This is a genomic window from Nocardiopsis terrae (assembly GCF_014651695.1).
Taxonomy (GTDB): Bacteria; Actinomycetota; Actinomycetes; order Streptosporangiales; family Streptosporangiaceae; genus Nocardiopsis; species Nocardiopsis terrae.
This window is the reverse complement of sequence record NZ_BMXJ01000011.1, coordinates 13,392-38,392: the sequence shown is the minus strand read 5'-3', so window position 1 is coordinate 38,392 and position 25,001 is coordinate 13,392. Positions and strand designations below refer to the sequence as shown.

The following is a 25,001-nucleotide window of genomic DNA, read 5'->3' as shown; positions in this document are numbered from 1 at the left end:
CTCCCGCAGGTCCTCAGGCCACCCGGTTGCCCCTGCTGCCCCTACCCGGCACCCGGGGACATCCGCCCGCCCCGGCCGGCCTCTTCGGTTTCGGCGCCTTCCACCCCTTGTTCCGCCGCAGCGACCGCATGTACAGCGCTGCGGGCAGGGTGCGCACGGCTCTGGGCAGGCGCGGGTACACGACCCGGACGAACCCCATCAGGCGGTCGAACCCGCGCTGGTGCGCCTGGGACCACGGGATGCCGAACTCGCTCCGCAGCTCCGGGTCCAGCAGACCCCCGGTGAGGAACCGCTGGGTCAGGGTGAGCGGCCACAGCAGCCTGTTGTTCGGCCAGAAGAGCTCTCCGGCCAGTGCCCGGGCCTGCGGGCCGACCTCCAGCCGGGCGCAGGCGCGTTCCCAGTAGGCGTCGAACTCCGCAGGGCTGCGCGGCCACTCCCGCTCGGGCAGGCCCAGGGCTGTGGCGTACACCGCGGAGCCGCGCAGGAACTCCTCGCGCTCCTCCTCGGACAGCGCGGCGACGGTCAGTTCGTGGACGTGCAACGCGGACCGGTGGAGGGTCGCGGCGACCCACAACAGCAGTTCGGGGTCGAGGGCGTTGTAGCCGGGGCCTCGGACCCTGCGGTGAATGGCGCGCACGATGGCGTGCACGCGCTCACGTTCCTCGGGGGTGCCGTGGGCGGACCCGTAGACGTAGTACAGGGTGCCGCGCAGCCGGTCGAGGGGGCGGGAGGCGAAGTCGCTGTGCTCGGCGACGCCCCGGGCGACGCTGGGGTGGGCGATCTGGAGCAGGACCGCGTAACCGGCGCCGGCGAGCAGGGCTCCCTCGGCGTTGATCCGCTTGAACGTTGATTCGTCGGACGATCGGTCCATGTCTGGATCGTATGGCAATACCCCTTCCCGTCACAGGTGGCACGCCCGGCCCGGTTCGCGCTGCCCGGCCCTCCCCTGGCTGCGGTGCTCCAGGGCTGGTCCGGCGCGTCCTCCACCGGGAGGGGGTCTGCTCTCCACTGGAGGGAGGGAAGGTAATTGTCACCTTAAGGTGAGGTCTGGTCGGGCATGTCTGTGTTCGACCTATTGGTTCAGTCCTGCCTCCGGCAGACCGGTTCCGCCCCGGGGAGGACATCGGACCAGTTCGGGGCCCCGGGGTCCGCGCCCGTTCGCCAGTACCAGCTCCAGAGGCCCCGCCACTGGGCTCTCGACCTGGTACACACGTCACACCCGTCCCAGTGGTGACAGCGGTCTTGACCGGGAGTGACAACCTCCTTACGGTCTTCGACACCGGGTGGACGGAGGATCCCGGAACCCACGGGAGCTTTCCCAGGCGCCCCTGACCCGGGACTCGCGGAAATAACCGGCCGCGAGCACGCCCCACCCGCCCTGGGCCGTCAACGGCCCGGGTCACCCCGCTACGGCCTCCCGAGGCCGTGACCCAGGAAGGGCTCTCTTCATGACCATGAGCAGCAGGATCCGCTCCACCGCGGCCGTCGCCGCCGCGACGGCCCTGGCCTTCACGCTGATGCCCGCGGGCACCGCCAGCGCCCACGGCTACATCTCCAACCCGCCCAGCCGCCAGGCCCAGTGCGCCGCGGGCACCGTCTCCTGCGGCCCCATCCAGTGGGAGCCGCAGAGCGTCGAGGGCCCCAAGGGTCTGATGAGCTGCTCCGGCGGCAACCAGATCTTCTCCGAACTGGACGACGACAACTACGGATGGGACGCCACACCCGTCGGCACCACCGCCACCTTCGACTGGAATCTCACCGCCGCCCACGCGACCGCCGAGTGGGAGTACTTCATCGACGGCCAGCTCGTGGACAGCGTCGACGGGGGCGGTGTGCAGCCGCCGTTCAACTTCTCGCACGACGTCGACCTCTCCGGTTACAGCGGTGAGCAGACCGTCCTGGCCCGCTGGAACGTCGCGGACACCCCGAACGCCTTCTACGTCTGCGTCGACGTGAACATCGGCGCCCTGTAACAGGAGCGGCCCCCGGCCCGGCCCGCGAGCCGGGCCGGGACGCACCTCCCCCCGGGGCGTTCCGCGGCGGAGGCCGGTCCCGCAGTCACCCCCGCCCCCGACCACACCAGTTGGCCGGAGTCGGCCGGATCGGCACCCCAACGGGGGTACGGACCGTTTTCGCCGGACAAGCCGTGGGAACATGCGTTGAGTCAGGTTTCGACTATCCCCGGACGGACCTCTTCGCATGGGCCAGCCCTTCCCGCCTCCCCCTCCCGGACACCCCCGCTCCGGCCCACCGGGGCAGCCCCCGCCCCCCGCGGGTCCTCCGGGCCACCCCGGCTTCCCCGGACAGCCAGGTTTCCCCGGCCAGCCCGGCCAACCGGGACAGCCCGGCCCGCCCCCGCCTCCTCCCGGCCCCCCGGGTTTCCCGGGCCAGCCCCAGCCGTCCGCGCGGGGCCCTCGGAAGGCCCTGACCGTCGCGGTCACCGCCGCCGTGACTCTGGCCGTCGCCGGGGTCCTCACCTGGACCGTCGTCTCCACCTACGGCTCCTCCTCCGGGCTGGACCCCGCCCGGGGACTGCCGACCGACGACCCGTGCGCGGTCGTCGATGAGCAGGCCCTCAGCCGGATGGACGGCGAGGTCGGCTCCTGGCACACGACCGTCTACTCCAACGGGTGCAACTGGACGGTCACCATCGCCGACGAGCCCGACGTCGACCTGTACTTCAGGCGTTCCGTGCCGATGTCGGAGAGCGACGCGGAGAGGGCCGAGGATCGCGGGAGCGAGGACGTCCCCCGGGACACGGACGAGTTCTACGAGATGATCGTCGACGAGGCCACCGACCCCAGTTACCTCTCGGACGGGTCGAGTGTCCTCGACACGGAGGAGAGGGCCCTCCGGTACGGGGACGAGAGCGTGCTCGTACTGACCGAGGTCAGCTACGGGCTCTCCTCCGGCGCAGGCAACCAGCGGGCGACCCTCGTCGTACGCGAGGGGGACGTCGTGAGCCAGCTGTCCTTCACCCTGTACTCGGAAACCACCGTGGACGCGGACGAGGCGGAGGACCTGATCACCGAGATGGTCGCCGACTCCTTCTTCGAGTGACCCCGCCCCGAGCAGCGCGTCGACGACGTCCAGAACAGGAGACCGCCGTGTACAACGGTCCAGCACAGCAGTTCCCCCAGCCCCCCGTCGCTCCTCCCGCGCCGCCCCCGCGCCGCGGTGGTACCGGGCGGACCGTAGCGATCACCGTGGCGGCCACGCTCGGGGTCTACACGGTGGTGGCCGGGGCCGTCGTGGCGGTGGTCGCCGCAACGGGTTCGGGTGCGGCCGCGCAGGGGCCGGAGTTCGAGGGCCTGCCCACCGACCCGTGCGGGGTCAGCATCGGGTCCCAGCTCGATGCCGTCTCCGCCTTCCTGCCGTCGGCGTCGTTCTCGGAGAGCAGGTCCTCCTGCTCGTGGAACGTGGAGTACTCGGACGGGACTCCCGGGGACCTCTTCCTCGGCTACCGGCACCCCACGGACCACAGGGGCGAGATCCTCCGGGGCGAGTCGGAGGCCGAGGACTACTACGAGGCTCGGGCGCGGGAGCTGCTCGACGGTGACGCCGACGAGTACTGGTCCGTGGAGGTCCAGGACGCGGGCGAGCTCGACCTCGGCGACGAGGCGGTGGTGTCGCACTACCGCCAGGGCTCCGAGGACGACATGTACAGCAGGGCCGAGGTGCTGGTGCGGGTCGGGGACCTGTTGGTCGAGGTCATGGCGGACGAGGGCCGGGAGGATCGTTCCGGGAGGGCCGACTTCACCGGTGACGAGGAGGCCCTCATCGCCATCGCCGAACGCGCGGCGGCCGAACTGGAGTGACGTGTGGGGCTGTCCGCCCGGGCGGGTCAGCGCTCGCCCCCGGTCCGGACGCCTACCCGTAGACGGCCAGCACGGCGACCACGGCCGACACGTTCCACAGGGAGTGGGCGACCACGGTCGCCGTGAGACGGCGGGTCAGCAGGAAGAGGCCGGTGTAGACCACGCTGGCCAGGACGATGGCGGCGATGTCGGGGCCCGAGGCCGGCAGGTGCAGCACCGAGAAGAGCAGGACGGATACCGCAGCCGCCCCGTACAGGGCGGCCCTGCGGTGGACGAAGGCCGTGGGCAGAGCGCCCAGGAGGAAGCCGCGGAAGTAGAGCTCCTCGGCCAGTCCGCCGCCCACCACGCCGAGTACCAGTGTGGCGGCGAGGGCCGCCACGCCGGCCGAGGCGTTGGTGAGGACCTCCTGGACCCCCGGGTTCTCGGCGCCCCCGTCCATCGGGATCAGCACACCGACCTCCAGCAACACGCGCGGGGGCACGATCGCCGCTCCCAGCAGTGCGTCCCGGACCCAGTGGCGCGAGGTCAGGCCGACGGCGGACGGTGCCAGGGACCTCCGCCGCAACCACCAGAACACCAGGACCACCGCCGAGACGAGTTCGGCGAGGGCCACCGCGACCAGGGCCAGGGGCGGAGGCGAGTCCCGGACCAGTAGACCGAGGGTCAGTGGCGGGACGACGAAGCAGACGAAGGCTCCGGTGAGGAAGACCGCCGACGAGCGGACGGGGGCGGGGGCAGCAGTGGGGACGGGGGCGGTTTCGGGCACAGCAGTCTCCGTAGCTCGCGTTCGGGGGGTAGCGCTCTTATCGATAATCGATACACTAGAGCGAAGCTTATCGATTGTCGATATGTACTGAGTGTGAGCACGGGAGAAGATGTGAGCGTCATACGTCAACGCGCGTTCGAGTGGACGGCCCTCCTGGCGGTGGCGCTGGGGGTGTTCCTGGCCCTGTTCTCCGCTGTGGGAACACTGGTCGCGGACCACCTCGTCGTGCCCGTCGAGGTGCCTGCCGCCGCGCTGTCCGCGTCCTCCGGGGAAGGGTTCGCGATCACCGGCACCGCCACGGCCGATCTGACGGTGGCCGACCCGACCACAGCCGAACGGGCGTGGACGATGGGCCCCTCGCTCCTCGTGGCCGTGCTGATCGTGCTCGTGGGAACGCTGCTGCTGCGCGTCGTGCGCTCACTGCGCACGGGTGACCCCTTCGCCGCCGTGAACGCGCGCAGGATCGGTGCGTGCGCCGCCGTCGTCCTGGTCGGCGGCGTGGTCGTGGGAGGGCTGCGGGCCGCCGGTACCCACGCGGTCGTGGGCGGGGCCGACCTGTCCGCCGTCGGGGGTGCTGCCGTGGAACCGCTGGTCGAGTGGCCGGTCGGCGTCATGCTCCTCGGTCTCGGGCTCGCCTCGGCGGCGGAGTTCCTTCGTCGCGGCGCGCTCCTGAACGAAGAGGTTGAGGGCCTGGTCTAGCCGGAGGTTCGACCCGCTGTGAACGTCCCCGGCACGGTTCGCGGGGCCCGTGGTTTCCCACCTTGCCCCGCCCCGGTGAGCGGAGCGCTGGTTCCCGCTGCACTCCGGGCTCCGTTAGCGGTCCGGCGAGCACGGAGATCCAGGCCGGACCACCGCGCCGGCCCCCAACACGACGAAGGCCGGTCCCGTAGGACCGGCCTTCGTACTGGTCGGGGTGGCGGGATTTGAACCCACGACCTCTTCGTCCCGAACGAAGCGCGCTGCCAAGCTGCGCTACACCCCGAAGCAACGTCCCCAAGTCTAGCGGACTCGGGGAGTGCTTGTGCACGTCAGTTCCACCCGAACCGAACCGGGCCGGTCAGGGACGGGCGACCAGGTCCAGGAGGGAGGCCTCGGGGCGGCAGCAGAACCGCACCGGGGCGTACGGGGACGTGCCCAGGCCGCCGGACACGTGCAGCCATGCGTCGCCGTACCCGTTCAGCCCCCAGGCCCGCCTGCGGTCGATCCCGCAGTTGGTGACCAGCGTCCCGTAGAACGGCAGGCACAGTTGGCCGCCGTGCGTGTGCCCGGCGAGGAGGAGCTGGTAGCCGTCGGCCTCGAAGCGGTCCAGGTTGGCGGGCTCCGGGGAGTGCAGCACACCCAGCCGGACGTCGGCCGCGGGGTCGGCCGGGCCCGCCACGTCCTCGTAGCGGTCCAGCTTGATGTGCGAGTCGTGCACACCGGCCAGGGCCACGTCCAGGCCGTTGGCCTTCAGCGAACCCTTGTGGTTGTTCAGGTCCAGCCAGCCCGAGGCCGTCATGGCCGCGCCCAGGTCACGCCAGGGCAGGTCCGGCACCCGGCGCTTGTTGTAGTCGGTCTTGCTGGTTCGCCACAGGTAGCGCGCCGGGTTCTTCGGCTGCGGTGAGAACAGGTCGTTGGACCCGTACACGAAGGCGCCCGGGCGGTCCAGGAGCGGCCCCAGGGCGTCGATGAAGGGGCCCACCGCCTCCGGGTGGGCCAGCGAGTCACCGGTGTTGACCACCAGGTCCGGCTCGTACGCCTCCAGGCCCCGGATCCAGTCGATGAGCATCTTCCGCCCGGGCGTCAGGTGCGCGTCGGCCAGGTGCAGGATCCGCAGGCGCGGGCTGCCGGGGGGCAGCAGCGGGAGTTCGTACCGGCGCAGCCGGAACCAGTTGCGTTCGATCACCGAGGCGTACCCCAGTCCGGCCACACCGACCGCGCCGGTGATCGCGGCGGCGCGCCCGATCCGGCGCAGGAGCGGTCTGTTGTCGGCGCCCATCCGGTCCTCCTTCGTCGTCGACCGATCGTCTCAGATCCTCCGGCCTCCCGTGCGCAAACCGTTGGTGGGCTCCTCCGGGGCGGCCGTAGGATCAGGCCATGTCCGAACTCAAAGACCGCCTCAAGTCCGACCTGACCGCCGCCATGAAGGCGAAGGACAAGGTCCGCACCGCCACCCTGCGCATGGTGCTCACCACCATCACCACCGAGGAGTCCGCGGGCACTTCACAGCGGTCCCTCACCGACGACGAGGTCACCAAGCTCCTGATCCGCGAGGCCAAGAAGCGCCGCGAGGCCGCGGAGGCCTTCGACAAGGGCGACCGCCCCGAGGCCGCCGCCAACGAGCGGGCCGAGAGCGAGGTCCTTTCGGACTACCTGCCCAAGCCCCTCACCGACGAGGAGCTCTCCGAGCTGGTCGCCGCCGCGATCGCCGAGACCGGCGCCTCCGGGATGAAGGAGATGGGCAAGGTCATGAAGGTCGTCAACTCCCGGATCGCGGGCCGGGCCGACGGCGCCCGCGTGGCCGCCGAGGTCAAGGGCCAGCTGGCGTAACGATCCGGCCGGGCTCCTCCCCGGATGATCCTGCCCTTACTGCGGTTCTCGTGCGCCCGGTCCAGCGCCGCGGCCAGGACCACGGCGGCAGGCGACACGTAAGGGGGCGGCGGTGACCAGGTCACCACCGCCCCCTTCGCCTGCTCCGTCAGTCCCGGAGCCCCGCGGGTGTCAGTCCCTGCCGTCGCGGCCGGGCGCTCCCGCGGCGGGAGTCACCGGGTACCAGCCGTCGTTGCCCGGAGCGTCCTCGGTGCTGGCCTGGCCACCGCCGCTGCTCAGGAACACGTTGACCGTGGCGCCCTCGGGGAGCTGGCTGCCCGGGTCGGGGTTGACCGCGGCCACCGAGCCCTCGGGCTCTGAGGACCGGACGGTCGTGCCCGAGACGTTCACCGAGTAGCCGGCGTCCTCCAGGGCCGACACGGCGGCCGCCTCGGTCATGCCGACCACGTTCGGAACACCGCCGTCGTGGCTGGCCGGGCTGGCCTCCTCGTCCCCGTCGTCACCGGACCGGGGGGCGGACTCGGAGGTGGAGCCGAACTTGCCGGGCGGGGACGCCAGCTGTTCGACCTCCAGGCCCTCGTGGGCGCCGCGCATGGTCTCCTGCCAGATCGGTCCCGGGATCGTCGCCCCGTACACGACCGAGTAGGGGCGGTCGCCGATGGTGACGTTGCGCAGCGGGTACTGCTGCGGGCCGCGCGGGTCGCCCACGAACACGCTGCTGGCCATCTGCGGGGTGAACCCGGCGAACCAGGCCGCCGCGGAACCGTCGGTGGTGCCGGTCTTGCCGGCCGCCGGACGGCCGATGCCCAGGTTGGAGGCGGTACCGCCGTGGAAGGTCTGCGACAGCAGGTAGCTGGTGCCGTCGGCGACGTCCTCGTCGATCACGCGTTCGCACTGCGGTTCCAGCTCGATCGTGGTGTCCGCCTGGCGGTCCTCGATCCTGGTGATGGCCTGGGGCTCGCAGTACGTGCCGCCGGCGGAGAAGGTCGCGTAGGCGTTGGCCACCCGGATCGGGGAGACCTCCTCGCTGCCGAGGGTGAAGCTGCTGTTGGCGAGGGAGTTCGGGTTCTCCGTGAACAGGGTGCCGTCGGCCCGCTTCAGCCCGAGCTTCTCCGCCATCTCCATCGTGTTGCACAGTCCGGCGCGTGCCTGGAGCTGGGCGAAGTAGGTGTTGGAGGAGGCCTTGGTCCCGGACACCATGTTGAGGTTGCCCGCGTTGCTGTCACCGGCGTTGCTCGGCGACCAGGTCTGCAGCCGACCGCCGTTGCAGGACACCTGCCCGCTCACCGTGGTGGAAGCCGGTGAGTTGAACGAGGTGCTGAAGGGGAGACCCTGCTCCAGCGCGGCGGCGAGGGTGAACGCCTTGAAGGTCGAACCGGCCTGGAAACCTGAGCTGCCGCCGCGGTCCGCGTCGGTGGTGAAGTTGATCGAGGTCTCGCCGAGCTTGCTCTCGTCGGGCCCGTAGTTGCGGCTCTGCATCATGCCGAGGATGTGGCCGGTGCCGGGCTCGATGACCACCTGCGCGGCGACCTTGCGCGACTCGTTGTCGCGGGGGACCCACTTGTCCACGGCGTCCTGCCCGGCGTCCTGCGTCTGCGGGTCCAGGGTGGTGTGGATCTCCAGGCCCGCGGTGCGCAGCCAGCGCGCCCGCTCGGTCTCGTTGGGGCCGAACCGTTCGTCCTGCTCGATCTCCTGCACCACGTAGTCGCAGAAGAAGGGCTGGTCGCTGGGGACGCACCCGTTGGGCGGGGTGTCCAGGTCCAGGTCCATGTCCTCGGTCTTGGCCTCCTCGGCCTCCTCCTCGGTGATGGCACCGGTGCTGACCATGCGGTCCAGGACGACGTTGCGCCGTTCGATGGTCTGCTCGGGGAAGAACCGGGGGTTGTACAGGTACGGGTAGCGCACGAGGCCGGCGATCGTCGCGGCCTGGTGCAGCTCCAGTTCGCTCGCGGGCACCTGGAAGAAGTGCTGTGCGGCGGACTCGACGCCGTAGGCGCCGTCACTGAAGTAGGCGATGTTGAGGTAGCCCTCGAGGATCTCGTCCTTGGTCATCCGCTGTTCCAGGGCGACCGCGTAGCGCAGTTCCCGGATCTTGCGGGCGATCGTCTCCTCGCGGGCCTCGTCCAGTTCCTCCTGGGAGGTGGCGGCCTCGATCTGCACGTTCTTGACGTACTGCTGGGTGATCGAGGAGGCGCCCTCTGTGTTGCCGCCCAGGGTCCGGACGGCGGCGCGCAGCGTGCCGGACACGTCCAGGCCGCCGTGCTCGTAGAAGCTGGCGTCCTCGATCGCCATGATCGCGTCGATCATCACCGGGGAGACGTCTTCGATGTCGACGAGCTCACGGTTCTGGTCGAAGATCTCGGCGATCACGCCGCCTTCGCTGTCGTAGATGGTGGACCGCTGCGGGGGCGGCGGTGTCTCGAGTTGGCTGGGCATGTCCAGGAAGCCGCTGGCGACGTTGCGGGCTGTGATCCCCATGCCGCCCACGGCCGGGAGGGCCATCGCGGCGACGAGGAGGCCGGCTACCACGCCGACGACCACCAGTTGGCTGATTCTTTGAAGCAATGTCCCCTGACCCACCCCATCAGACTAAGTGACCACGAACGCTTATAAGCGGTGCGATCGGTAACAGACGGTGCGTATTTACGCCGAATCGCCCATGACGACGCACGAGCCGTGCCCCCGGACCATCTTTTCACGGTTATCGCAGACCGGCCCCGGTGCGGTTCGGCCGACATGTGCCCCCACCCCGGTCGGGGCGGGGAGCGGTCGGTCACGCGGCAGCCCTTCCGGGCCCTGTCCGATGAGACGGAGAGCGGGCCGATCGGGTTCTGTCTGCGCGGTGATCCGAACCGTGTTCTCGAGACGAGGGGGTGCCGTGACGCCACGTGTGCGCCGCACCCCACGCGGTAGCGGGGGCCACCGTTTCCACCTCCACTCAACCAGAGCACGACAACCACCTGGAACCGTGGGAGCGAGCACACGAGGGGGAGCGCGGCCGCACACGGAGCGGACGACGGGTGCCGGAGGCGCTGTTCCGCCGGATCGATCCCGCTGACCGGTTCGTCCGAATCCACGGTTTCCGGTCGCGGATTCCCGGGACCGCTGTCCTGTTCCCGTCTCCTGAACGCCCGACACCGGTGCTCCTCAGCCTTCCGCGCCAGCCCTCCGCACCTCAGGGGTCCCCAGATGCGTCCTCCCCGGCGAGGGCGGAACCGATCCCGCGCAGTCCCGCCAGGTCGTGCACGTCCTCCGGGCGGGCCGCGACCTCGACGACGCGCAGGCTCCGATGCGCGGACAGCAGCCGGGCCCGCAGTCCGGCCTCGCGTTCGTGCACGCGGACCCGCTCCGCGTGCAACCGCAGCGCAGCCCCCGCCAACGGATGGTCGCCCGTGGCCAGGGAGTCCGCGGCGGCCAGCGCCTCCGCGGCGCCCAGGCGCGCCCCCGGACCGGTCGGCAGGGGGTGGGTCCGGTTGATCACCAGCCCGGCCAACGGCATGGAGTCCTTCGCGAGCCGCTCCACGAAGTAGGAGGCCTCGCGCATCGAGTCCGTGTCCGGGACCGCCACCACCACGAACGCCGTCCCCGGGGCCTGAAGCAGCCGGTACGTGCGTTCCGCGCGCTCCTGGAACCCGCCGAACACCGTGTCGAAGGCGGAGACGAAGGCACGCAGGTCGTTCAGGAACTGGGTACCGACGATCCTGCCCACCACCGAGCCCACCACGTTGAAACCCGCCCCCAGCAGCCGGAAGGCCCCGGTGCTCGCGGGCGCGCTCAGGAACCGGATGAGCTTGCCGTCCAGGAAGCGGCCGAGCCGTTCGGGCGCGTCGAGGAAGTCCAACGCGGACCGGCTGGGCGGGGTGTCCACCACGATCAGGTCCCACTCGCCGGACTGCCGCAGCTGCCCCAGCCTCTCCATCGCCATGTACTCCTGTGTGCCGGAGAAGCTCGTGGAGAGGGTCTGGTAGAAGGGGTTGGCCAGGATCTGCCGGGCCCGCTCGGGGTCGGCGTGCTCCCTGACGACCTCGTCGAAGGTCCGCTTCATGTCGAGCATCATGGCGTGCAGGCTGCCGCCGGCCCCGCCAGATCCCCCCGCCGCCCCGTTCGCACCGGAGAGCGGTACCGGGCGCGGGGTGTTGTCCAGTTCCTCCAGTCCCATCGACTGCGCCAGCCGCCGGGCCGGGTCCACGGTGATCACGACGGTCCGCCGTCCGCGTTCGGCCGCGCGCACGCCCAGCGCCGCGGCGGTGGTGGTCTTGCCGACCCCGCCGGCGCCGCAGCAGACGATGATCCGTGTCCCGGGGTCGTCGACGAGGGCGTCCGCGTCCAACCGGCCCGCCTCGGACACCTCGGGCCGGGGGGCCGTCCCCGGATCGGTGCCGGTCACCGTCCCACCCCCTGTTCGCTCAGCCGCCGGGCCAGGCTCGCCAGCGCGGCACGGTCCGCCCCGCCCTCCAGCAGGGGCAGTTCCAGGAGAGGGGGTCCCAGCCCCTCGAGTTCACCGCGGACCCTCTCCTGGAGCAGGTGGCGCAGCGCGTGCGCCCGCACCTGACCCGCGAGGTCCGCGGCCAGCGCCTCGGGTGCCTCCGCCGACGCCGTCTCCAGCCGGGCGGCCTTCAGTCCGCGGACGAGTTCGGCGGTGTCCAGCTCCCCGGCCGCGGCGGCGGCCAGGTCCGCGCCGCCGAGGAGGGGCGGGGCGACCATGTTCACCAGGACCGCGCCCAGGTTGAGGCCCAGACCGCTGATCTCGTTGATCCCGTCCCGGGTCTCCTGTGCGGGCATCTCCTCCAGCAGCGTTACGAAGTGCACCCGGGTCCGCTCGGAGCGGATGACCTCCATCACGCGGTCCGCGTGGCTGCGTACCGGTCCCACCCGGGCCAGCCCGGCCACCTCGGAGTTGACGTTCAGGAACTGCCCGATCCGACCGGTGGGCGGGGCGTCCATGACCACGCTGTCGTAGTGGAAGGGGGCGTTCCCGGGGCCGTCCGAGGAGTGCCGCCGACCGCCCGCGCGCCGCCGGACCGCCTCGGTGGCCTTGCCGGTCAGCAGTACGTCCCGGAGCCCGGGTGCGACGGTGGTGGCGAAGTCCACGGCTCCCAGCCGGGTCAGCGCCTGCCCGGCCCGCCGTATCCCGTAGAACATCTCCAGGTACTCCAGCAGGGCCGCCTCCGCGTCCGCCGCCAGCACGTGGACGGAACCGCCGTTCGCGGCGCGGAGCATCTCGCGCTCCTCGTAGGGCAGTGCGGCGCTCCCGAGCAGGGCGGCCACCCCCTGACGGCCCTCCACCTCGACCAGGAGCACGCGCCCGCCCCGGGAGGCCAGGGAGAGTGCCAGGGCCGCGGCCGCAGTGGTCTTCCCCGTACCGCCCTTGCCCGTCACGATGTGCAGCCGGGCACCGGCGAACGCCGCCTCCGGGCCGCTGTCGCGCGGCCCCCGTTCAGGATCGCTCACCCCACGGAGTCTATGCGCGCGCCCTGCGGGGAGCGCGGGCGAGGCGCCACCGGCTCGCTTCGACCGGCCGGGTGGGTGCGGGTGAGTAAGGTGAGCGGCGTTGAGGTGCGGTCCCCCCGGGACCGCCGGTTACTGAGAGGGGTGGACGATGTCCAAGTGGGAATACCAGAGCGTTGCTCTGCTGTCGCACGCGACCAAGCAGATCCTGGACAACTGGGGTGAGGACGGCTGGGAGCTGGTGTCCGTCGTGCCGGCGCCGCTGCCGGAGGGCACCGACCCGCGCAACCAGCAGTACGTCGCCTACATGAAGCGGGCCAAGTAGATGCCGACCCCCGAGGAGCGGATCGCGGAGCTGGGCCTGACCCTGCCCGAGGTGGTTCCGCCGGTCGCGGCGTACCAGCCCGCTGTCCGCAGCGGCGACCACGTGTACGTCTCCGGGCAGCTCCCGTTCGTCGATGGCAGTCTCCCGGCGACCGGCAAGGTCGGTGCCGAGGTCGACGCCGAAACCGCGAAGGAGCTGGCCGCCGTGTGCGCGCTGAACGCCGTCGCGGCGGTGCGTGCCGAGATCGGTGAGCTGTCGGACGTGGTGCGGATCGTCAAGGTCGGCGGTTTCGTCGCCAGCGCCCCCGACTTCACCGGGCACCCCGGAGTGGTCAACGGGGCCAGTGAGCTGCTCGGCCAGGTCTTCGGCGAGGCCGGGGTGCACGCCCGTGCCGCCGTCGGCGTCGCGGCCCTGCCGCTGGACGCTCCGGTCGAGGTTGACATGATCGTCGAGGTCCGCTGACCGGGCTCGGGGGGACCCGGGCCACAGCGCGGCTTTCGCGAACGACAGGAGTACGTCGATGACCGAGAACGACGATGTGGCCCGGCCCCGTCCCGCCGCCACCGTGATGCTGCTGCGTCCGGTGCCGGGAGCGGAGGGCGCCCGGGCGGACTGCGCCATGGAGGTCCTGCTGATGCGCAGGGTCGCCTCCATGGGCTTCGCCCCGGGCGCCTATGTCTTTCCCGGCGGCGGGGTGGACCGGCGCGACGCCGACGGCGACCTCCCGTGGACCGGACCGGGGCCGCGGGAGTGGGCCGCGATCCTGGGCACCGACGTGCCGATGGCCCGGGCCCTGGTGTGCGCCGCCGTGCGGGAGACCTTCGAGGAGACCGGTGTCCTGCTGGCCAGCGAACCGGAGCGGGCGGGTGAGGAGGCCATCACCCTGGACACCGCCACGGACGACTGGGAACGGGACCGCCTCGGTCTCATCGACCGCTCCCGCTCCTTCACCGAGGTGCTGTCCCGGCGCGGTCTCGTGCTGCGCTCGGAGTGGCTGCGCGCGTGGTCGCGATGGATCACCCCGAGGAACCAGCCGCGCCGCTTCGACACCTGGTTCTTCACCGCCGAGCTTCCCCCTGGCCAGCAGGCGCGCGACGTCGGCGGGGAGTCGGACCACACCCGGTGGACGGATCCGTCGGTGGTCGCCTCCGAGTGGGAGGCGGGTCGGATGCCGATGCTGCCGCCGACCGTGATCGCCTGTGCCGAGCTTGCGGACCGGCGGACCCTCGCGGGCGTGCGGGAGGCCCGGCGGGATATCGTTCCCATCGAACCGGACGTTCGGGAAATCGACGGCCAGATCCGTGTCGTTGCCCCGGACGGGGGCGAATTCCCCCTGCCCGGGCCCGACTCGGCTCCGTGAGCGCCCGCTCCCGGCGGTGTGGAGTGCTCCGTCGCGGATAGGTTTCCCTGCATGTCCTCTTGGCCGTCCTTCAGACCAGTCCGGTTCCGGCGAGCGAAGCGAGGTGCGATGAGGATCGACGGTTCCGGGACACTGCGCGCCAGCTGCGTACTGTGCCCCAACCCAGGCCCGATGACGTTGGAGGGAACCAACACCTGGATCCTGCGGGAACCGGGTGCGCGCGGGGTCGTGGTGGTCGACCCCGGGCCGCACGACGAGCGGCACCTGGAACGGGTGGCGCGGACCGTTCAGGAACAGGGCGCCCAGGTCCTGATGACGGTGGTGACGCACCGGCACTTCGACCACACCGAGGGTTCGCGGTACTTCGCCGAGCTGACCGGGGCCCCCGTGCACGCGGTCGACCCGGGGATGCGGGTGGGCGGCTCCGGTCTGGCGGACGGCCAGCTGCTCACCGCGGACGGGTTGGAGCTGCGGGTCGTGGCGACCCCCGGGCACACGGACGACTCCGTCTGCCTCTTCGTGGAGTCCGACAGCGCGATCCTGACCGGTGACACCGTCCTCGGCCACGGGACCCCGGTGATCGACGGGGACGACGGGCTCGCCCCCTACATGGACTCGCTGTACCGGCTCCGGGACCTGGTCGTGGAGCACCGGGTACGCATCCTGCTGCCCGGGCACGGTCCGGTCCTGACGTCGCCGCTGGCGACGCTGAACTCCTACATCGACCACCGCGAGGCGCGCCTGGCACAGGTGCGCGAGGCGGTGCGGGCCGGTGCGACCAGGGTCGAGGAGGTCGTCGACCGGGTCTACCCGGACGTGGTGGAGGGCATCCGCCCCGCGGCGGCCTCCTCGGTCCGGGCGCAGTTGCGTTACCTGGCGGTCAAGGAGGAGCTCCCCGAGGGGGTCGAGAGCTGACCCTGCGCGCGGCGCAGTGGTCGCCGGGCCGCCCCAGGGGTCCTGCGGGGCCCTGAGAGGGCCCTGGAAGCGCTGCGGCCGTCACCCCGGAGGGTGACGGCCGCACAGCGTCCGGAGTGGCCCCAGGGCGTGTTCGGCGGACACATACTCTGCTGCGCGTCGCCCCAGCGGCACTTGCCCTGCGTTCTCATCAGTCGACAGCCAAACCCGGGCGGGCCCCCGCTGTGCGACACTGCCGAGCTTGCGAGGCAGGGCACAGTAGGGGCACTCCTTCTTCGGCCTTGTGCCAGCACCACTGGATACGCCCGCCCGTCGCCCGCCGCCACCCTCAACGGACGCCTACGGCGCAGCAACCCTCTCCGCAACGAGCAGCACCCACCGAACACGCCCTAGCGGGCGCGGCGGCGCATGCGCTCGACGTCCAGCAGCACCACGGCCTTGGCCTCGATCCGCAGCCAGCCGCGCAGGGCGAACTCGGCGAGGGCCTTGTTGACCGTCTCCCGGGACGCGCCCACCAGCTGGGCGAGCTCCTCCTGGGTGAGGTCGTGGTGGACGTGCAGGCCGTCGTCGCCCTCCTTGCCGAACTTGTCGGCGAGTTCGAGCAGGGCCTTGGCCACGCGGCCGGGCACGTCGGTGAAGACCAGGTCGGCCATCACGTCGTTGGTCCGGCGCAGGCGGGCGGCCAGCGACTTCAGCAGCTGCAGGCCCACCTGCGGGCGGCTGGACAGGAACGGCCGAAGGTCGTCGTGGCCCAGTCCGGCGAGAACGGAGTCGGTGACGGCCACGGCGCTCGCGGTGCGCGGGCGCGGGTCGAACAGCGACAGTTCACCGAACATCTCGCTGGGGCCGAGTACCCCCAGCAGGTTCTCCCGCCCGTCGACGGCCGTGCGGGTCAGTTTCACCTTCCCGCTGAGGATGACGTACAGGCGGTCGCCCTCGTCGCCCTCGTTGAACAGGGTCTGGCCGCGGCCGAGACGCACCTCGTTCACCGAGGAGCGGAGCGCGGCCGTGTCCTCCTCGTCCAGCGCCTCGAACAGAGGAGCTTTCCGGAGCACCTCGTTGATCTCGTCCACACGTCCTCCTAAAACCTGACCGTCAACAGTGTGACGTATATCGCAACCAGGTGTGAAACCAGGTCGTTACCTCGGCTTGTCCGCCGGGAGACAACGTGCCCACAACAGCCGACGTCAGCCCATGCGATCCTAGTCGTAACCGGCTTGTGTCAGGGCTTGTCCGCGCCGGGTGACCGGACATTGGTTACATAATCTCGGTCACCAGTCGAAACGTCGGTACGCCGCCGAATTCCGACGACCCTGCCGTGCCTCCGCAACCGGGCGCCTACCCTGTGACGATGCCTCGCGACACCCCAGACGTGCCCACGGAGTACACCACGCCCACCGGTGAGAGCCGGCTCGCGCTGGTCCGCCGCGCCCGAAAGATGTACCGGGAGCTCTCCGAGCTGTACCCGGACGCCCACGCCGAACTGAACTTCACCACCCCGCTGGAGCTCCTGGTCGCGACGATCCTGTCCGCGCAGTGCACGGACAAGCGGGTCAACCAGGTCACTCCGGCGCTCTTCGCGCGCTATCCCGATGCCGAGGCCTACGCCTCGGCCGGGCGTGAGGAGCTGGAGGAGATGATTCGTTCGACGGGGTTCTTCCGGGCCAAGGCCAACAGCCTGGTGGGTCTTGGTCAGGCCCTGTGCGAACGGCACGGCGGCGAGGTCCCTGGGAACCTCAACGACCTGGTCAAACTACCCGGTGTGGGGCGAAAAACCGCAAACGTACTGCTCGGTAACGCCTTCGATGTGCCGGGGATCACGGTCGACACCCACTTCGGACGGCTCGTCCGGCGGTTCGGCTGGACCGACGAACAGGATCCGGTCAAGGTCGAACACGCGGTCGGCGAACTCTTCCCGCGCAAGGACTGGACGATGCTCTCCCACCGCGTGGTGTGGCACGGGCGCCGCGTGTGCCACGCCCGTAGGCCCGCCTGCGGAGCCTGCCCGCTGGCCCGCTGGTGCCCGTCCTTCGGAGAGGGCCCGACGGACCCCCGGGCCGCGGAGAAGCTGCTGCGCATGCGCTCGTTCGCGTGACCCCGGGGCCGGCGGCGGTTTGTACCCTGAATCACGTGAGTGCGCACACGTCGGTCCCGGTACGGGCCACCGGAGCAGTCCGGACCGGCGCCCCGGTCCTTCCGAACCCGGCGGACCCGCGGGGCGCGAGGTCCGACCATCAGACGACCGGTCGGGGAAGGACCAGGTGACCGAACCCCCGCCCCAGGCGCCCGCACCCCCGCACATGTCCACACGTCGGCGCGACAACCCCCGGAACAGGTTCTGCGTATGAACTCGACCCCGCTCTGGCTGTCCGCGCTCGCGGACGACGCCCAGGCGATGCCGGTGCCCGAACCCATGCGCCCGCCCGAACAGGGCGGCCGCGAGTCGGCCGTCCTCATCCTCTTCGGTGAGACGGACCGGGGCCCCGACCTGCTGCTCATCCAACGCAACGCCGGTCTGCGCCGGCACGCCGGACAGCCCGCCTTCCCGGGCGGCCGGATCGAGAGCACTGACCCCTCGCCCGAGGCCGCCGCGCTGCGGGAGGCGGAGGAGGAGACCGGTGTCGTACCCGCGGGGGTCGATGTGGTCGGTCGGCTGCCCGAGCTCTACCTGAGCTTCAGCGACTTCCGGGTCGTCCCCGTCCTCGGCTGGTGGCGCGAGCCCTCCGAGGTCCGGGCCGCCGACATCGGCGAGGTGGCCGCCGTCGCCAGGGTGCCCGTCGCCGACCTCGCCGACCCCGCCAACCGGGTCAAGGTGCGCTACGGGGCGGGGCCGGTGTGGGGCCCGGGCTTCAGGGTGGAGAACATGCTCGTGTGGGGCTTCACGGGTGCGATTATCGACAGCCTGCTCACTCTCGGCGGGTGGGAACTTCCGTGGCATGACAGCGGTCTCACTGACGTGTTCGAAGCCACCCCGCAGGGCCTCCGGCCGGTCGGGTAACGCTCACTTCTTGGAGGGCATCCGTGCTCGACGCGGTTCTGGTCGTCCTGTTGCTGCTGTTCGCGGTGACCGGTTACCGGCAGGGTTTCATCGTCGGAGTGTTCAGCTTCGCCGGGTTCATCGGAGGAGGTGTCCTCGCGGCGCTCAACGCACCGGACCTGATCCAGGACTGGGTGGAGGATCCCGGGCGGCAGGCGCTGCTGGCCATCGCCGTGGTGTTCCTGTCCGCCGCCCTGGGCCAGTTCATCGCCTCCTACCTGGGCACCCTGGTGCGCAACAAGGTCACCTGGGACTCGGCCCGGGTCCTGGACGCCCTGGGCGGGGCCGTGGTCAGCGGGCTCTCGGTGCTCCTGGTCGCCTGGTTCATCGGTAGTACGGTCGCCAACTCGGCCCTGCCGTACGTGTCCGAGCAGGTCAAGGAGTCGCGCATCCTCCACTCGGTGGACTCGCTGATGCCGGGCGCCGCCCACCAGGGGTTCTCGACCTTCCGCCAGATCGTGGACCAGAGCGCTTTCCCGCAGGTGTTCAGCGGTCTGGGCACCGGGGAGCTCGCAGAGGTCGAACCGCCGGACCCCGACGTCCTCACCACGCCGGAGCTCATCGACTCCAGCCGCAGCGTGGTCAAGGTCCTGGGGACCGCGCCCTCCTGCCAGCGGCGGGTGGAGGGGACCGGTTTCGCGTACGGGGACGAGCGCATCATGACCAACGCGCACGTGGTCGCCGGGGTCACCGAGGACCTTCGCGTGGTCACCCGGGACGGGCACCAGCGGGAGGCCACCCTGGTGCTGTTCGACGCCCAACAGGACCTGGCGGTGCTGCACGTGCCGGGGCTGGAACTGGACCCGCTGGAGTTCAACGGCGAGGCCGCGCAGGGCGACGACGCGGTCGTGGCCGGGTTCCCGCGCAACAGCGGTTTCACGGCCGTCCCCGCCCGGGTCCGGGCCAAGCAGACCGCCCAGGGGTCGGACTTCTACCACTCACAGCAGGTGAGCCGGGAGATCTACCAGGTCCGCGCCGTGGTGCGCCCCGGCAACTCCGGCGGGCCGCTGCTCGCCCCCGACGGAACCGTGTACGGCGTCGTGTTCGCGGCGGCCACCAACGAGGAGGAGACCGGTTACGTGCTGACCGCGGACGAGATCTCCGAGAACGCGGAGGCGGGGACGACGGCCACGGGTGAGGTCTCCTCCCAGACCTGCGACTGAGCCTCCGGCTCCCGCCCGCGGGAGGAACCTCCCACAGGCGGGAGGGCCCGGGCCCACGACCACGAGGGGCGCCCCCTGTCGGGAGGCGCCCCTCGTGGCGTACTGTCCGGTTCGAACTAGTTCGAGCTCGGGTTCTGGGTCTGGTCCGCCTGAAGCGGCCAGCTCATCCTGACAACCGTGCCCGTGTCGTTGGGCTCGATACTCACCTCGTCCGCGAGGCCGGTGATCACCGCCAGGCCGAGGCCGGGGGAGAACCCGGAGATGCCGCCGGGAGGAGTGTCCTCACCGTCCAGGAAGAGGCCGTCGAGCAGTGGCTCCACGGGGTTGGCCGTCTCCTCGGCGTCCTTGGCCGGGGCGCTGTCGGAGACGACGACCTCGAAACGTCGTGTGGCGCTCCCGTTGGCGCTCAGCGTTCGGCTCGTGGTGTCGGTGCGGGGGTCCGACACCGGATCAGGTCCGCTGCCGTCGATCAGCTGGAGCAGGATCGGCTGTGTGGGGCAGTGCAGCTTGTGTGCCGCCACCGCCCGGGAACAGGCCTCTCCGACCGCCAGCCTGATCTCGTCGATCGCGGAGGCGGCGATGCCCGCCCGACGTGCGACGGTCGCGGCCATGAGCCGGGCCGTGCGCACGTGGGCGGGGAGCGCGCTGATCGTGAGCGTGATGGTTGCCATCGCTCGCTCTGGGTTACTTCGAGGAGCGCTTGTCGATGGCTTCCTGCACCGAGCTGTGGATACCGAACACCTTGGTCAGCCCGGTGATCCGGAAGATCTTCAGAATCCGCTCCTGGGTGCAGACCAGGTCCAGGGTCCCGTCGTGAGCACGGACCCGCTTCAACCCGCCCACAAGCACACCGAGGCCCGTCGAGTCCAGGAACTCCACCTTCTCCATGTTGACCACGAGGTGGAAGTTGCCCTTGTTGACCAGGTCGATCAGCAGCTCGCGGAGCCGGGGCGCGGTATAGACATCGATCTCACCCTCAACGACGACGATCTCGGTGTCGCCCTCGGTGTAATGATCAAGCTTCAAATCCACTAGTCCTCCAGCGCCGAACCGCGAAAAATCGCGAAGTATCTCTGCCGGGCGTTACCCCACCAGCACGCATTCAACCACGGGTGTCGTGAGTGTCTTCCCGCCGTCAACGGGAAAACGGGGGCCCCGCGCCACTCTTCCCCCGGATGTCAGACTGAAACCGATGTCCACCGGCGCCCCGACCTCGGACGGAGGGCCAACGGCTCGTGAACGTTTCCAGTGAGGAGGGGTCTCGATGAGGCGGTCGGAGCCCGCGCTCCCCGGTGTGTGGCGTGACGACACCCGGTACCCGCAGGTCACCCATATCGAGCATGTGGCCCGGAACGCGGGAGTGAGTGGGGACTGGCCGGAGTGGACAGCCCCCCATCTGGTCGAACGACTGGCCGAACGGGGGATCACGGGTCCGTGGTCCCACCAGGCAGCCGCCGCCGACCTCGCACGCTCGGGCCGTGATGTGATCATAGCCACGGGTACCGCCTCGGGGAAGTCGCTTGCCTTCCTTATGCCCGCCGTGGACGCGGTTGACTCCGGCGGAACGGTGCTCTACCTCTCACCGACCAAAGCGCTCGCCCAGGACCAACTCCGGTGGATTACGGACCTGGGACTTTCGGGCATGCGAGCGGCCGTCTACGACGGCGACACCTCCCCGGAGGAGCGTTCCTGGGTGCGCGGACACGGGAACTACGTCCTGACCAATCCGGACATGCTGCACCACGGGATCCTCCCCGGGCACGCGGGCTGGTCGGGGTTCCTGCGCCGGCTCCGCTACGTGGTGATCGACGAGTCGCACCGGTACCGGGGGGTCTTCGGATCGCACGTGGCCCAGATCCTGCGGCGTCTGCGCAGGGTGTGCGCCCGCTACCGGTCGGAGCCGGTGTTCGTGCTGGCCTCGGCGACCTCCGGGTCCCCCGAGCGGAGCGCCACCCGGCTGACCGGGGTCCCGGTCACCGCCGTGAGCGAGGACGGCTCGCCCCGGCCGGGGATGTCCGTCGCCCTGGTCGAGCCGGAGCTGACCGAGATGACCGGGGAACACGGTGCTCCGGTGCGCAGGACCGCCCCCTCACAGGCCGCCGAGATGCTGGCCGACCTGGTGCGGGACGGGGTGCGCACCCTGGTGTTCGTGCGCTCCAGGCAGGGCGCCGAGGTGGTCGCGATGAACGCCCGGCGAATGCTGGAGGAGAGCGGGGAGCACGACCTGGCCGGGCGGGTGGCCGCCTACCGGGGCGGGTACCTGGCAGCCGAGCGCCGGGAGCTGGAGGAGGCGCTCCGCTCGGGTGAGCTCCTGGGCCTGGCCAGTACCAACGCCCTGGAACTCGGGGTGGACATCAGCGGCCTGGACGCCGTGCTCATCGCGGGATGGCCGGGAACGCTGGCGTCCCTGTGGCAGCAGGCGGGCCGGGCGGGGCGGCGGGGCGAGGACGCCCTGGCGGTGTTCATCGCCCGGGACGATCCCCTCGACACCTACCTGGCCCACCACCCGGAGGCTATTTTCGGACGTTCGGTGGAGGCCACCGTCCTTGACCCGGAAAACCCGCACATCCTCGGTCCGCACCTGTGCGCGGCCGCCCAGGAGCTACCGATCACGCGTGCGGACTTCGCCCTCTTCGGTGAGACGGCCGAGGAGCAGCTCGCCGGACTCGTCGCTCGGGGACTGCTTCGGAAGCGCCCGAGGGGCTGGTTCTGGACGAGCAATGAAAGGGCAAGCGACCTGGCCGATATTCGGGGGGCGGGTGGTCCGCCGGTCCAGATCGTGGATGTCGCCAGCGGCCAGCTCCTCGGTGAGATCGACGAGGCTGCGGCGCACGGCACCGTCCACACGGGTGCGGTCTACCTCCACCGGGGAGCGACCTATCTGGTCGAAGGGCTGGACCTGGAGGAGGGGGTGGCCCTGGTGCGCGCGGCCGAACCGCCCTACAGCACCTGGGCCAGGGACACCACGGACATCTCCGTCCGGTCGGTGCTGCGGGAGGAGACCTGGCCGAGCGGGGCCGCCGTCTGCTTCGGCGATGTCGAGGTGGCCCGACGGGTGGTGGGCTTCCTCAGACGGGACGTGCGCACCGGCTCCGTCCTGGGGGAGCAGCCCCTGGAGATGCCTGAGCGCACCCTCCGGACCCGCGCGGTCTGGTGGACCCTGCCGCAGGAGGGTGAGGACCGGCTGCGCAAGGAGGACGTGGCGCTGCTCGGTGCTGCCCACGCCGCCGAGCACGCGGCGATCGGCCTGCTCCCGCTGCTGGCCACCTGTGACCGCTGGGACATCGGAGGGGTCTCCACCGCCGTGCACGGGGACACCGGGAAGCTGACGGTCTTCGTCTACGACGGCTACGAGGGCGGTGCCGGGTTCGCCGAGCGCGGCTACACGGCTGCCCGTGAGTGGCTCGCCGCGACCCGGGCCGTGATCTCCGACTGCGAGTGCGAGCAGGGGTGCCCCTCCTGTATCCAGTCACCCAAGTGCGGAACCGGCAACGAACCGCTGAGCAAGTCCGGTGCCCTGCGCCTGCTCGACGAGGTGCTGGGCGGGGACGGCGTCGGTCCGGTCCCGCCGGAGGGGGCGTGCGGGGGGCCGAAGCGTAGGGGCGCCGGGTAGTAGCGGAGACGTCGGGTGAGGCCCGGTGTCCGCCGTGCGCGGCGCTCCGGCGCCTGGTTGTCCACAGGCTGGGGGCGGCCACTTCCCTCCCGGCCGGTGACGGCCCAACCTGGAGGGACCGGGGCGGAACCACATCCGCCCGGACGTCCGGGCGGTCCCATGTTCTCTTTCCCGTGCCCGAACTCACCCGCCCGCGCCGACGACCGCGGCATGAGCACCGCAGAGTACGCCGTGGGCACCGTGGCCGCGGTCGCCCTCGCGGGGGTCCTCTACCTCGTCGTCACGGGGGACACCGTCACCGACGCCCTCACCTCGATCATCGTCGATGCGCTCCGCTCCGGCAGCTGACCGCGGCTCGGTGACGATGGAGGCCGCGATGGTACTCCCCTCGCTGCTGCTCGTGCTGGCCGTCGCCCTCGGCGCGGTGGGCGCGGCGGCAGCACAGCTCTCCTGTGCCGACGCCGCCCGGATCGGGGCCCGGGCCCTGGCCCGGGGGGAACCGCCCGGGCACGCCCGTTCCCTCGCCCTCACCGCCGCACCGGGCGGTGCCCGGGTCCAACTGTCCGAGTCCGGCGGCATGGCGCGGGTCACCGTCCGGGTCGAACTGCGGATCGGCCCGCTCCGCACCCCGCCGCTGACCGCTGACGGCAGCGCGGCCGTCCCCCTGGAACCGGGGCGGTGAGGCGCGGGGACGCGGGTTCGGCCACCGTCTGGTGGGTCTCACTGTGCCTGCTGCTGTGGTTCGTCACCTACGCGGTGCTCCTCACGGCCGCGGCCCGCCTCGAGCGGGACCGTGCGGGGACCGCCGCCGACCTCGCCGCCCTCGCGGCTGCGGCCCGGGCCCACCAGGGGACCCGGGCCGCCTGCGCGGCGGCCCGCAGTACCGCCGAAGCCAACGGGGCCGCGCTGGGAAGCTGCGGACTGAGCGGCCACACCGTCTCGGTGACGGTCACGCTCCCCTCGACGGTGCTGCCGAGCACCGTCCGGGCCCGGTCCCGGGCCGGGCCCGCCCACGGCATCCCCGGGGACATCACCGGGCAGGGGCCATGAACCCCCGCCCGGTGAGTGCCCGGGGCGTGTCCGGGGCCCTTTTCCGCCGTGATCTTGCTACCAGGGGCAACTTCGGCGCCGAACTTGCCCCTGGTAGCAAGATCACGAGGGGTATACGGGGGTGGAAGGCGCCGTCCACCGGCCGTGTCCGTGAGGCAGACCGATGGCCGAGCTCCTGGAGTGCCAGGACCCTGCTCGAACTCAGAACACGCCCCAACGCCGCAGGGCCGGGATCACGTTCTAACGCCCCAGGGCCGAGATGAGGAGTTCGGCGGCCATCGGCACCACCCCGATCAGGACGAAGGCGGGCAGGAAGCACAGGCCCAGGGGTGCGACGACCAGCACCGCCAGGCGCTCGATCCGTGCGGTGGCCCTCGCGCGGAGTCGCCGCCGCAGGTCGATCGCGTGCCGGTCGAGCAGGTCCGCCACCGGTGCTCCGGTGTCGGCGGCACGGGCCAGGTCACGGCCGACCGCCACCAGGGGTTCGGGCAGGGCCGACCGCTCCCAGGAGGGGAGCGGATCGGCGCCCAACCGCAACCGTTCGGAGACCGCGGCCAGTTCGGTCCCCAGTCCGCCGCGTGCGGCTCCGGAGACCGCGGACAGGCAGGCCGGTACGGTCGCTCCGGCCCGGATCCCCGAGGCGATCAGCCCGATGAGCACCGGAAGGTCGTCGGTGATCGGCAGCCGCCCGGTCCCCTGGCGGGCCCGCCGGGCCCGCCACCACAGGAGGGCGCCGCCGCCGAGCACGGCGCACCCGCCCACGGGGCCGAACAGGGCCACCGCCAGGACCGTGGCAAAGACCCCGGCCAGGGTTCGGAGCCCGAGTACTGTCGGCCGCCACCGGGGCGCTGGCTCCCCCGCGGAGGAACCTCCCGACACGGTCCGTGGCGGAACGGACCGTCCCGGCGTCCGGGTCGGCCCGATCCACACGGCGGCCACCGCACACAGCACCGCCATCGCCTCGAAGAACATTCCCA

At 71.3% G+C, this 25,001-nt stretch carries 26 protein-coding genes and 1 tRNA gene; 16 read left to right on the top strand and 11 right to left on the bottom strand.

Annotated features, from left to right (window positions below):
- Positions 1-13: 13 nt before the first annotated feature.
- Positions 14-871: an oxygenase MpaB family protein gene (locus IE195_RS25025; protein ID WP_191276035.1), complete on the bottom strand. Its 858-nt coding sequence runs from the start codon at positions 869-871 to the stop codon at positions 14-16.
- A gap of 583 nt (positions 872-1,454) precedes the next feature.
- Between IE195_RS25025 and IE195_RS25020 the strand changes: the two genes are divergently transcribed.
- The 3 genes from IE195_RS25020 (at position 1,455) to IE195_RS25010 (ending at position 3,818) form a co-directional block, all read left to right on the top strand.
- Positions 1,455-1,973: a lytic polysaccharide monooxygenase auxiliary activity family 9 protein gene (locus IE195_RS25020; protein WP_191276034.1), complete on the top strand. Its 519-nt coding sequence runs from the start codon at positions 1,455-1,457 to the stop codon at positions 1,971-1,973.
- A gap of 475 nt (positions 1,974-2,448) precedes the next feature.
- Complete coding sequence (locus IE195_RS25015) at positions 2,449-3,060, top strand: hypothetical protein (protein WP_229826442.1); 612 nt, start codon at positions 2,449-2,451, stop codon at positions 3,058-3,060.
- 47 nt (positions 3,061-3,107) lie between these two features.
- Positions 3,108-3,818 (top strand): hypothetical protein, encoded by a 711-nt coding sequence (locus IE195_RS25010; protein ID WP_191276022.1) that lies wholly within the window; start codon positions 3,108-3,110, stop codon positions 3,816-3,818.
- A 52-nt stretch (positions 3,819-3,870) separates the two neighbouring features.
- Here IE195_RS25010 and IE195_RS25005 read toward each other — a convergent pair whose 3' ends face one another.
- Entirely contained in the window at positions 3,871-4,584 is a 714-nt protein-coding gene (locus tag IE195_RS25005) for a CPBP family intramembrane glutamic endopeptidase (RefSeq protein WP_191276020.1), read from the bottom strand.
- Between the two features lie 111 nt (positions 4,585-4,695).
- On the opposite strand from IE195_RS25005, the gene IE195_RS25000 reads away from it, so the two are divergent.
- Entirely contained in the window at positions 4,696-5,283 is a 588-nt protein-coding gene (locus tag IE195_RS25000) for a hypothetical protein (protein ID WP_191276018.1), read from the top strand.
- A gap of 206 nt (positions 5,284-5,489) precedes the next feature.
- On the opposite strand, the gene IE195_RS24995 is transcribed toward IE195_RS25000, so the two are convergent.
- Positions 5,490-5,566 (bottom strand) — tRNA-Pro (locus IE195_RS24995).
- A 75-nt stretch (positions 5,567-5,641) separates the two neighbouring features.
- On the bottom strand, positions 5,642-6,562 hold the full coding sequence (locus IE195_RS24990; protein WP_191276016.1) for a metallophosphoesterase: 921 nt from the start codon (positions 6,560-6,562) through the stop codon (positions 5,642-5,644).
- 98 nt (positions 6,563-6,660) lie between these two features.
- Between IE195_RS24990 and IE195_RS24985 the strand changes: the two genes are divergently transcribed.
- Positions 6,661-7,113, top strand: coding sequence for a GatB/YqeY domain-containing protein (locus tag IE195_RS24985; RefSeq protein ID WP_191276014.1), 453 nt, complete (start codon positions 6,661-6,663; stop codon positions 7,111-7,113).
- A gap of 171 nt (positions 7,114-7,284) precedes the next feature.
- Here the strand turns inward: IE195_RS24985 and IE195_RS24980 are convergent, their stop codons facing one another.
- From IE195_RS24980 to bagA, 3 genes are all read right to left on the bottom strand, one after another.
- Positions 7,285-9,678, bottom strand: coding sequence for a penicillin-binding protein (locus IE195_RS24980; RefSeq protein WP_191276011.1), 2,394 nt, complete (start codon positions 9,676-9,678; stop codon positions 7,285-7,287).
- Between the two features lie 610 nt (positions 9,679-10,288).
- Positions 10,289-11,500, bottom strand: coding sequence for an ArsA family ATPase (gene bagB / locus IE195_RS24975; RefSeq protein ID WP_191276009.1), 1,212 nt, complete (start codon positions 11,498-11,500; stop codon positions 10,289-10,291).
- A complete protein-coding gene (gene bagA / locus IE195_RS24970) occupies positions 11,497-12,564 on the bottom strand; it encodes an ATPase BagA (RefSeq protein WP_191276007.1) in 1,068 nt (355 codons plus the stop codon). Before bagA ends, bagB begins: the two co-directional genes overlap by 4 nt.
- A gap of 148 nt (positions 12,565-12,712) precedes the next feature.
- Between bagA and IE195_RS24965 the strand changes: the two genes are divergently transcribed.
- The 4 genes from IE195_RS24965 (at position 12,713) to IE195_RS24950 (ending at position 15,161) form a co-directional block, all read left to right on the top strand.
- The gene (locus IE195_RS24965; RefSeq protein WP_017590156.1) at positions 12,713-12,886 is read left to right on the top strand and encodes a DUF4177 domain-containing protein; all 174 of its coding nucleotides are present in this window, start codon (positions 12,713-12,715) and stop codon (positions 12,884-12,886) included.
- Positions 12,887-13,348 carry a RidA family protein gene (locus tag IE195_RS24960; protein WP_191276005.1) on the top strand — a complete coding sequence of 154 codons (462 nt, stop codon included), beginning with the start codon at positions 12,887-12,889 and terminating at the stop codon, positions 13,346-13,348.
- 58 nt (positions 13,349-13,406) lie between these two features.
- The gene (locus IE195_RS24955) at positions 13,407-14,246 is read left to right on the top strand and encodes an NUDIX hydrolase (RefSeq protein WP_191276003.1); all 840 of its coding nucleotides are present in this window, start codon (positions 13,407-13,409) and stop codon (positions 14,244-14,246) included.
- A 108-nt stretch (positions 14,247-14,354) separates the two neighbouring features.
- Positions 14,355-15,161 (top strand): MBL fold metallo-hydrolase, encoded by an 807-nt coding sequence (locus tag IE195_RS24950; RefSeq protein ID WP_191276001.1) that lies wholly within the window; start codon positions 14,355-14,357, stop codon positions 15,159-15,161.
- A gap of 389 nt (positions 15,162-15,550) precedes the next feature.
- Here IE195_RS24950 and IE195_RS24945 read toward each other — a convergent pair whose 3' ends face one another.
- Positions 15,551-16,234, bottom strand: coding sequence for a Crp/Fnr family transcriptional regulator (locus tag IE195_RS24945; protein WP_014908639.1), 684 nt, complete (start codon positions 16,232-16,234; stop codon positions 15,551-15,553).
- A 278-nt stretch (positions 16,235-16,512) separates the two neighbouring features.
- Here IE195_RS24945 and nth point away from each other — a divergent pair, with 278 nt between their 5' ends.
- The 3 genes from nth (at position 16,513) to IE195_RS24930 (ending at position 19,361) form a co-directional block, all read left to right on the top strand.
- Positions 16,513-17,256: an endonuclease III gene (gene nth, locus IE195_RS24940; protein WP_191275999.1), complete on the top strand. Its 744-nt coding sequence runs from the start codon at positions 16,513-16,515 to the stop codon at positions 17,254-17,256.
- A 249-nt stretch (positions 17,257-17,505) separates the two neighbouring features.
- Positions 17,506-18,159 carry an NUDIX hydrolase gene (locus tag IE195_RS24935; RefSeq protein ID WP_191275997.1) on the top strand — a complete coding sequence of 218 codons (654 nt, stop codon included), beginning with the start codon at positions 17,506-17,508 and terminating at the stop codon, positions 18,157-18,159.
- Between the two features lie 23 nt (positions 18,160-18,182).
- Positions 18,183-19,361 (top strand): MarP family serine protease, encoded by a 1,179-nt coding sequence (locus IE195_RS24930; RefSeq protein WP_191275994.1) that lies wholly within the window; start codon positions 18,183-18,185, stop codon positions 19,359-19,361.
- A gap of 116 nt (positions 19,362-19,477) precedes the next feature.
- On the opposite strand, the gene IE195_RS24925 is transcribed toward IE195_RS24930, so the two are convergent.
- Positions 19,478-20,032 carry an ATP-binding protein gene (locus tag IE195_RS24925; RefSeq protein WP_191275985.1) on the bottom strand — a complete coding sequence of 185 codons (555 nt, stop codon included), beginning with the start codon at positions 20,030-20,032 and terminating at the stop codon, positions 19,478-19,480.
- Positions 20,033-20,045: 13 nt separating this feature from the next.
- Positions 20,046-20,393: an STAS domain-containing protein gene (locus tag IE195_RS24920; RefSeq protein ID WP_026119772.1), complete on the bottom strand. Its 348-nt coding sequence runs from the start codon at positions 20,391-20,393 to the stop codon at positions 20,046-20,048.
- 232 nt (positions 20,394-20,625) lie between these two features.
- On the opposite strand from IE195_RS24920, the gene sftH reads away from it, so the two are divergent.
- The 4 genes from sftH to IE195_RS24900 all read left to right on the top strand — a co-directional run bounded on the left by sftH (position 20,626) and on the right by IE195_RS24900 (position 24,024).
- Positions 20,626-22,974: a DEAD/DEAH box helicase gene (gene sftH, locus IE195_RS24915; protein ID WP_191275983.1), complete on the top strand. Its 2,349-nt coding sequence runs from the start codon at positions 20,626-20,628 to the stop codon at positions 22,972-22,974.
- A gap of 210 nt (positions 22,975-23,184) precedes the next feature.
- Complete coding sequence (locus IE195_RS24910; RefSeq protein WP_373295681.1) at positions 23,185-23,322, top strand: DUF4244 domain-containing protein; 138 nt, start codon at positions 23,185-23,187, stop codon at positions 23,320-23,322.
- Complete coding sequence (locus IE195_RS24905) at positions 23,300-23,656, top strand: TadE family type IV pilus minor pilin (RefSeq protein WP_373295680.1); 357 nt, start codon at positions 23,300-23,302, stop codon at positions 23,654-23,656. Before IE195_RS24910 ends, IE195_RS24905 begins: the two co-directional genes overlap by 23 nt.
- The gene (locus IE195_RS24900) at positions 23,653-24,024 is read left to right on the top strand and encodes an Rv3654c family TadE-like protein (RefSeq protein WP_191275978.1); all 372 of its coding nucleotides are present in this window, start codon (positions 23,653-23,655) and stop codon (positions 24,022-24,024) included. Before IE195_RS24905 ends, IE195_RS24900 begins: the two co-directional genes overlap by 4 nt.
- A gap of 240 nt (positions 24,025-24,264) precedes the next feature.
- On the opposite strand, the gene IE195_RS24895 is transcribed toward IE195_RS24900, so the two are convergent.
- The gene (locus tag IE195_RS24895; protein ID WP_191275976.1) at positions 24,265-24,996 is read right to left on the bottom strand and encodes a type II secretion system F family protein; all 732 of its coding nucleotides are present in this window, start codon (positions 24,994-24,996) and stop codon (positions 24,265-24,267) included.
- Positions 24,997-25,001 lie beyond the last annotated feature (5 nt).

Bases quoted from the DNA above. Each gene is read 5' to 3' on its own strand.
- IE195_RS24985 (WP_191276014.1), top strand. From the start codon at position 6,661: ATGTCCGAACTCAAAGACCGCCTCAAGTCCGACCTGACCGCCGCCATG.
- IE195_RS24960 (WP_191276005.1), top strand. From the start codon at position 12,887: ATGCCGACCCCCGAGGAGCGGATCGCGGAGCTGGGCCTGACCCTGCCC.
- IE195_RS25025 (WP_191276035.1), bottom strand. From the start codon at position 871: ATGGACCGATCGTCCGACGAATCAACGTTCAAGCGGATCAACGCCGAG.
- IE195_RS24950 (WP_191276001.1), top strand. From the start codon at position 14,355: ATGAGGATCGACGGTTCCGGGACACTGCGCGCCAGCTGCGTACTGTGC.
- IE195_RS25020 (WP_191276034.1), top strand. From the start codon at position 1,455: ATGAGCAGCAGGATCCGCTCCACCGCGGCCGTCGCCGCCGCGACGGCC.
- IE195_RS24925 (WP_191275985.1), bottom strand. From the start codon at position 20,032: ATGGCAACCATCACGCTCACGATCAGCGCGCTCCCCGCCCACGTGCGC.
- IE195_RS24910 (WP_373295681.1), top strand. From the start codon at position 23,185: ATGAGCACCGCAGAGTACGCCGTGGGCACCGTGGCCGCGGTCGCCCTC.
- IE195_RS24895 (WP_191275976.1), bottom strand. From the start codon at position 24,996: ATGTTCTTCGAGGCGATGGCGGTGCTGTGTGCGGTGGCCGCCGTGTGG.
- IE195_RS24990 (WP_191276016.1), bottom strand. From the start codon at position 6,562: ATGGGCGCCGACAACAGACCGCTCCTGCGCCGGATCGGGCGCGCCGCC.
- sftH (WP_191275983.1), top strand. From the start codon at position 20,626: ATGAGGCGGTCGGAGCCCGCGCTCCCCGGTGTGTGGCGTGACGACACC.
- IE195_RS24965 (WP_017590156.1), top strand. From the start codon at position 12,713: ATGTCCAAGTGGGAATACCAGAGCGTTGCTCTGCTGTCGCACGCGACC.
- IE195_RS24935 (WP_191275997.1), top strand. From the start codon at position 17,506: ATGAACTCGACCCCGCTCTGGCTGTCCGCGCTCGCGGACGACGCCCAG.
- IE195_RS24955 (WP_191276003.1), top strand. From the start codon at position 13,407: ATGACCGAGAACGACGATGTGGCCCGGCCCCGTCCCGCCGCCACCGTG.
- nth (WP_191275999.1), top strand. From the start codon at position 16,513: ATGCCTCGCGACACCCCAGACGTGCCCACGGAGTACACCACGCCCACC.
- IE195_RS24905 (WP_373295680.1), top strand. From the start codon at position 23,300: ATGCGCTCCGCTCCGGCAGCTGACCGCGGCTCGGTGACGATGGAGGCC.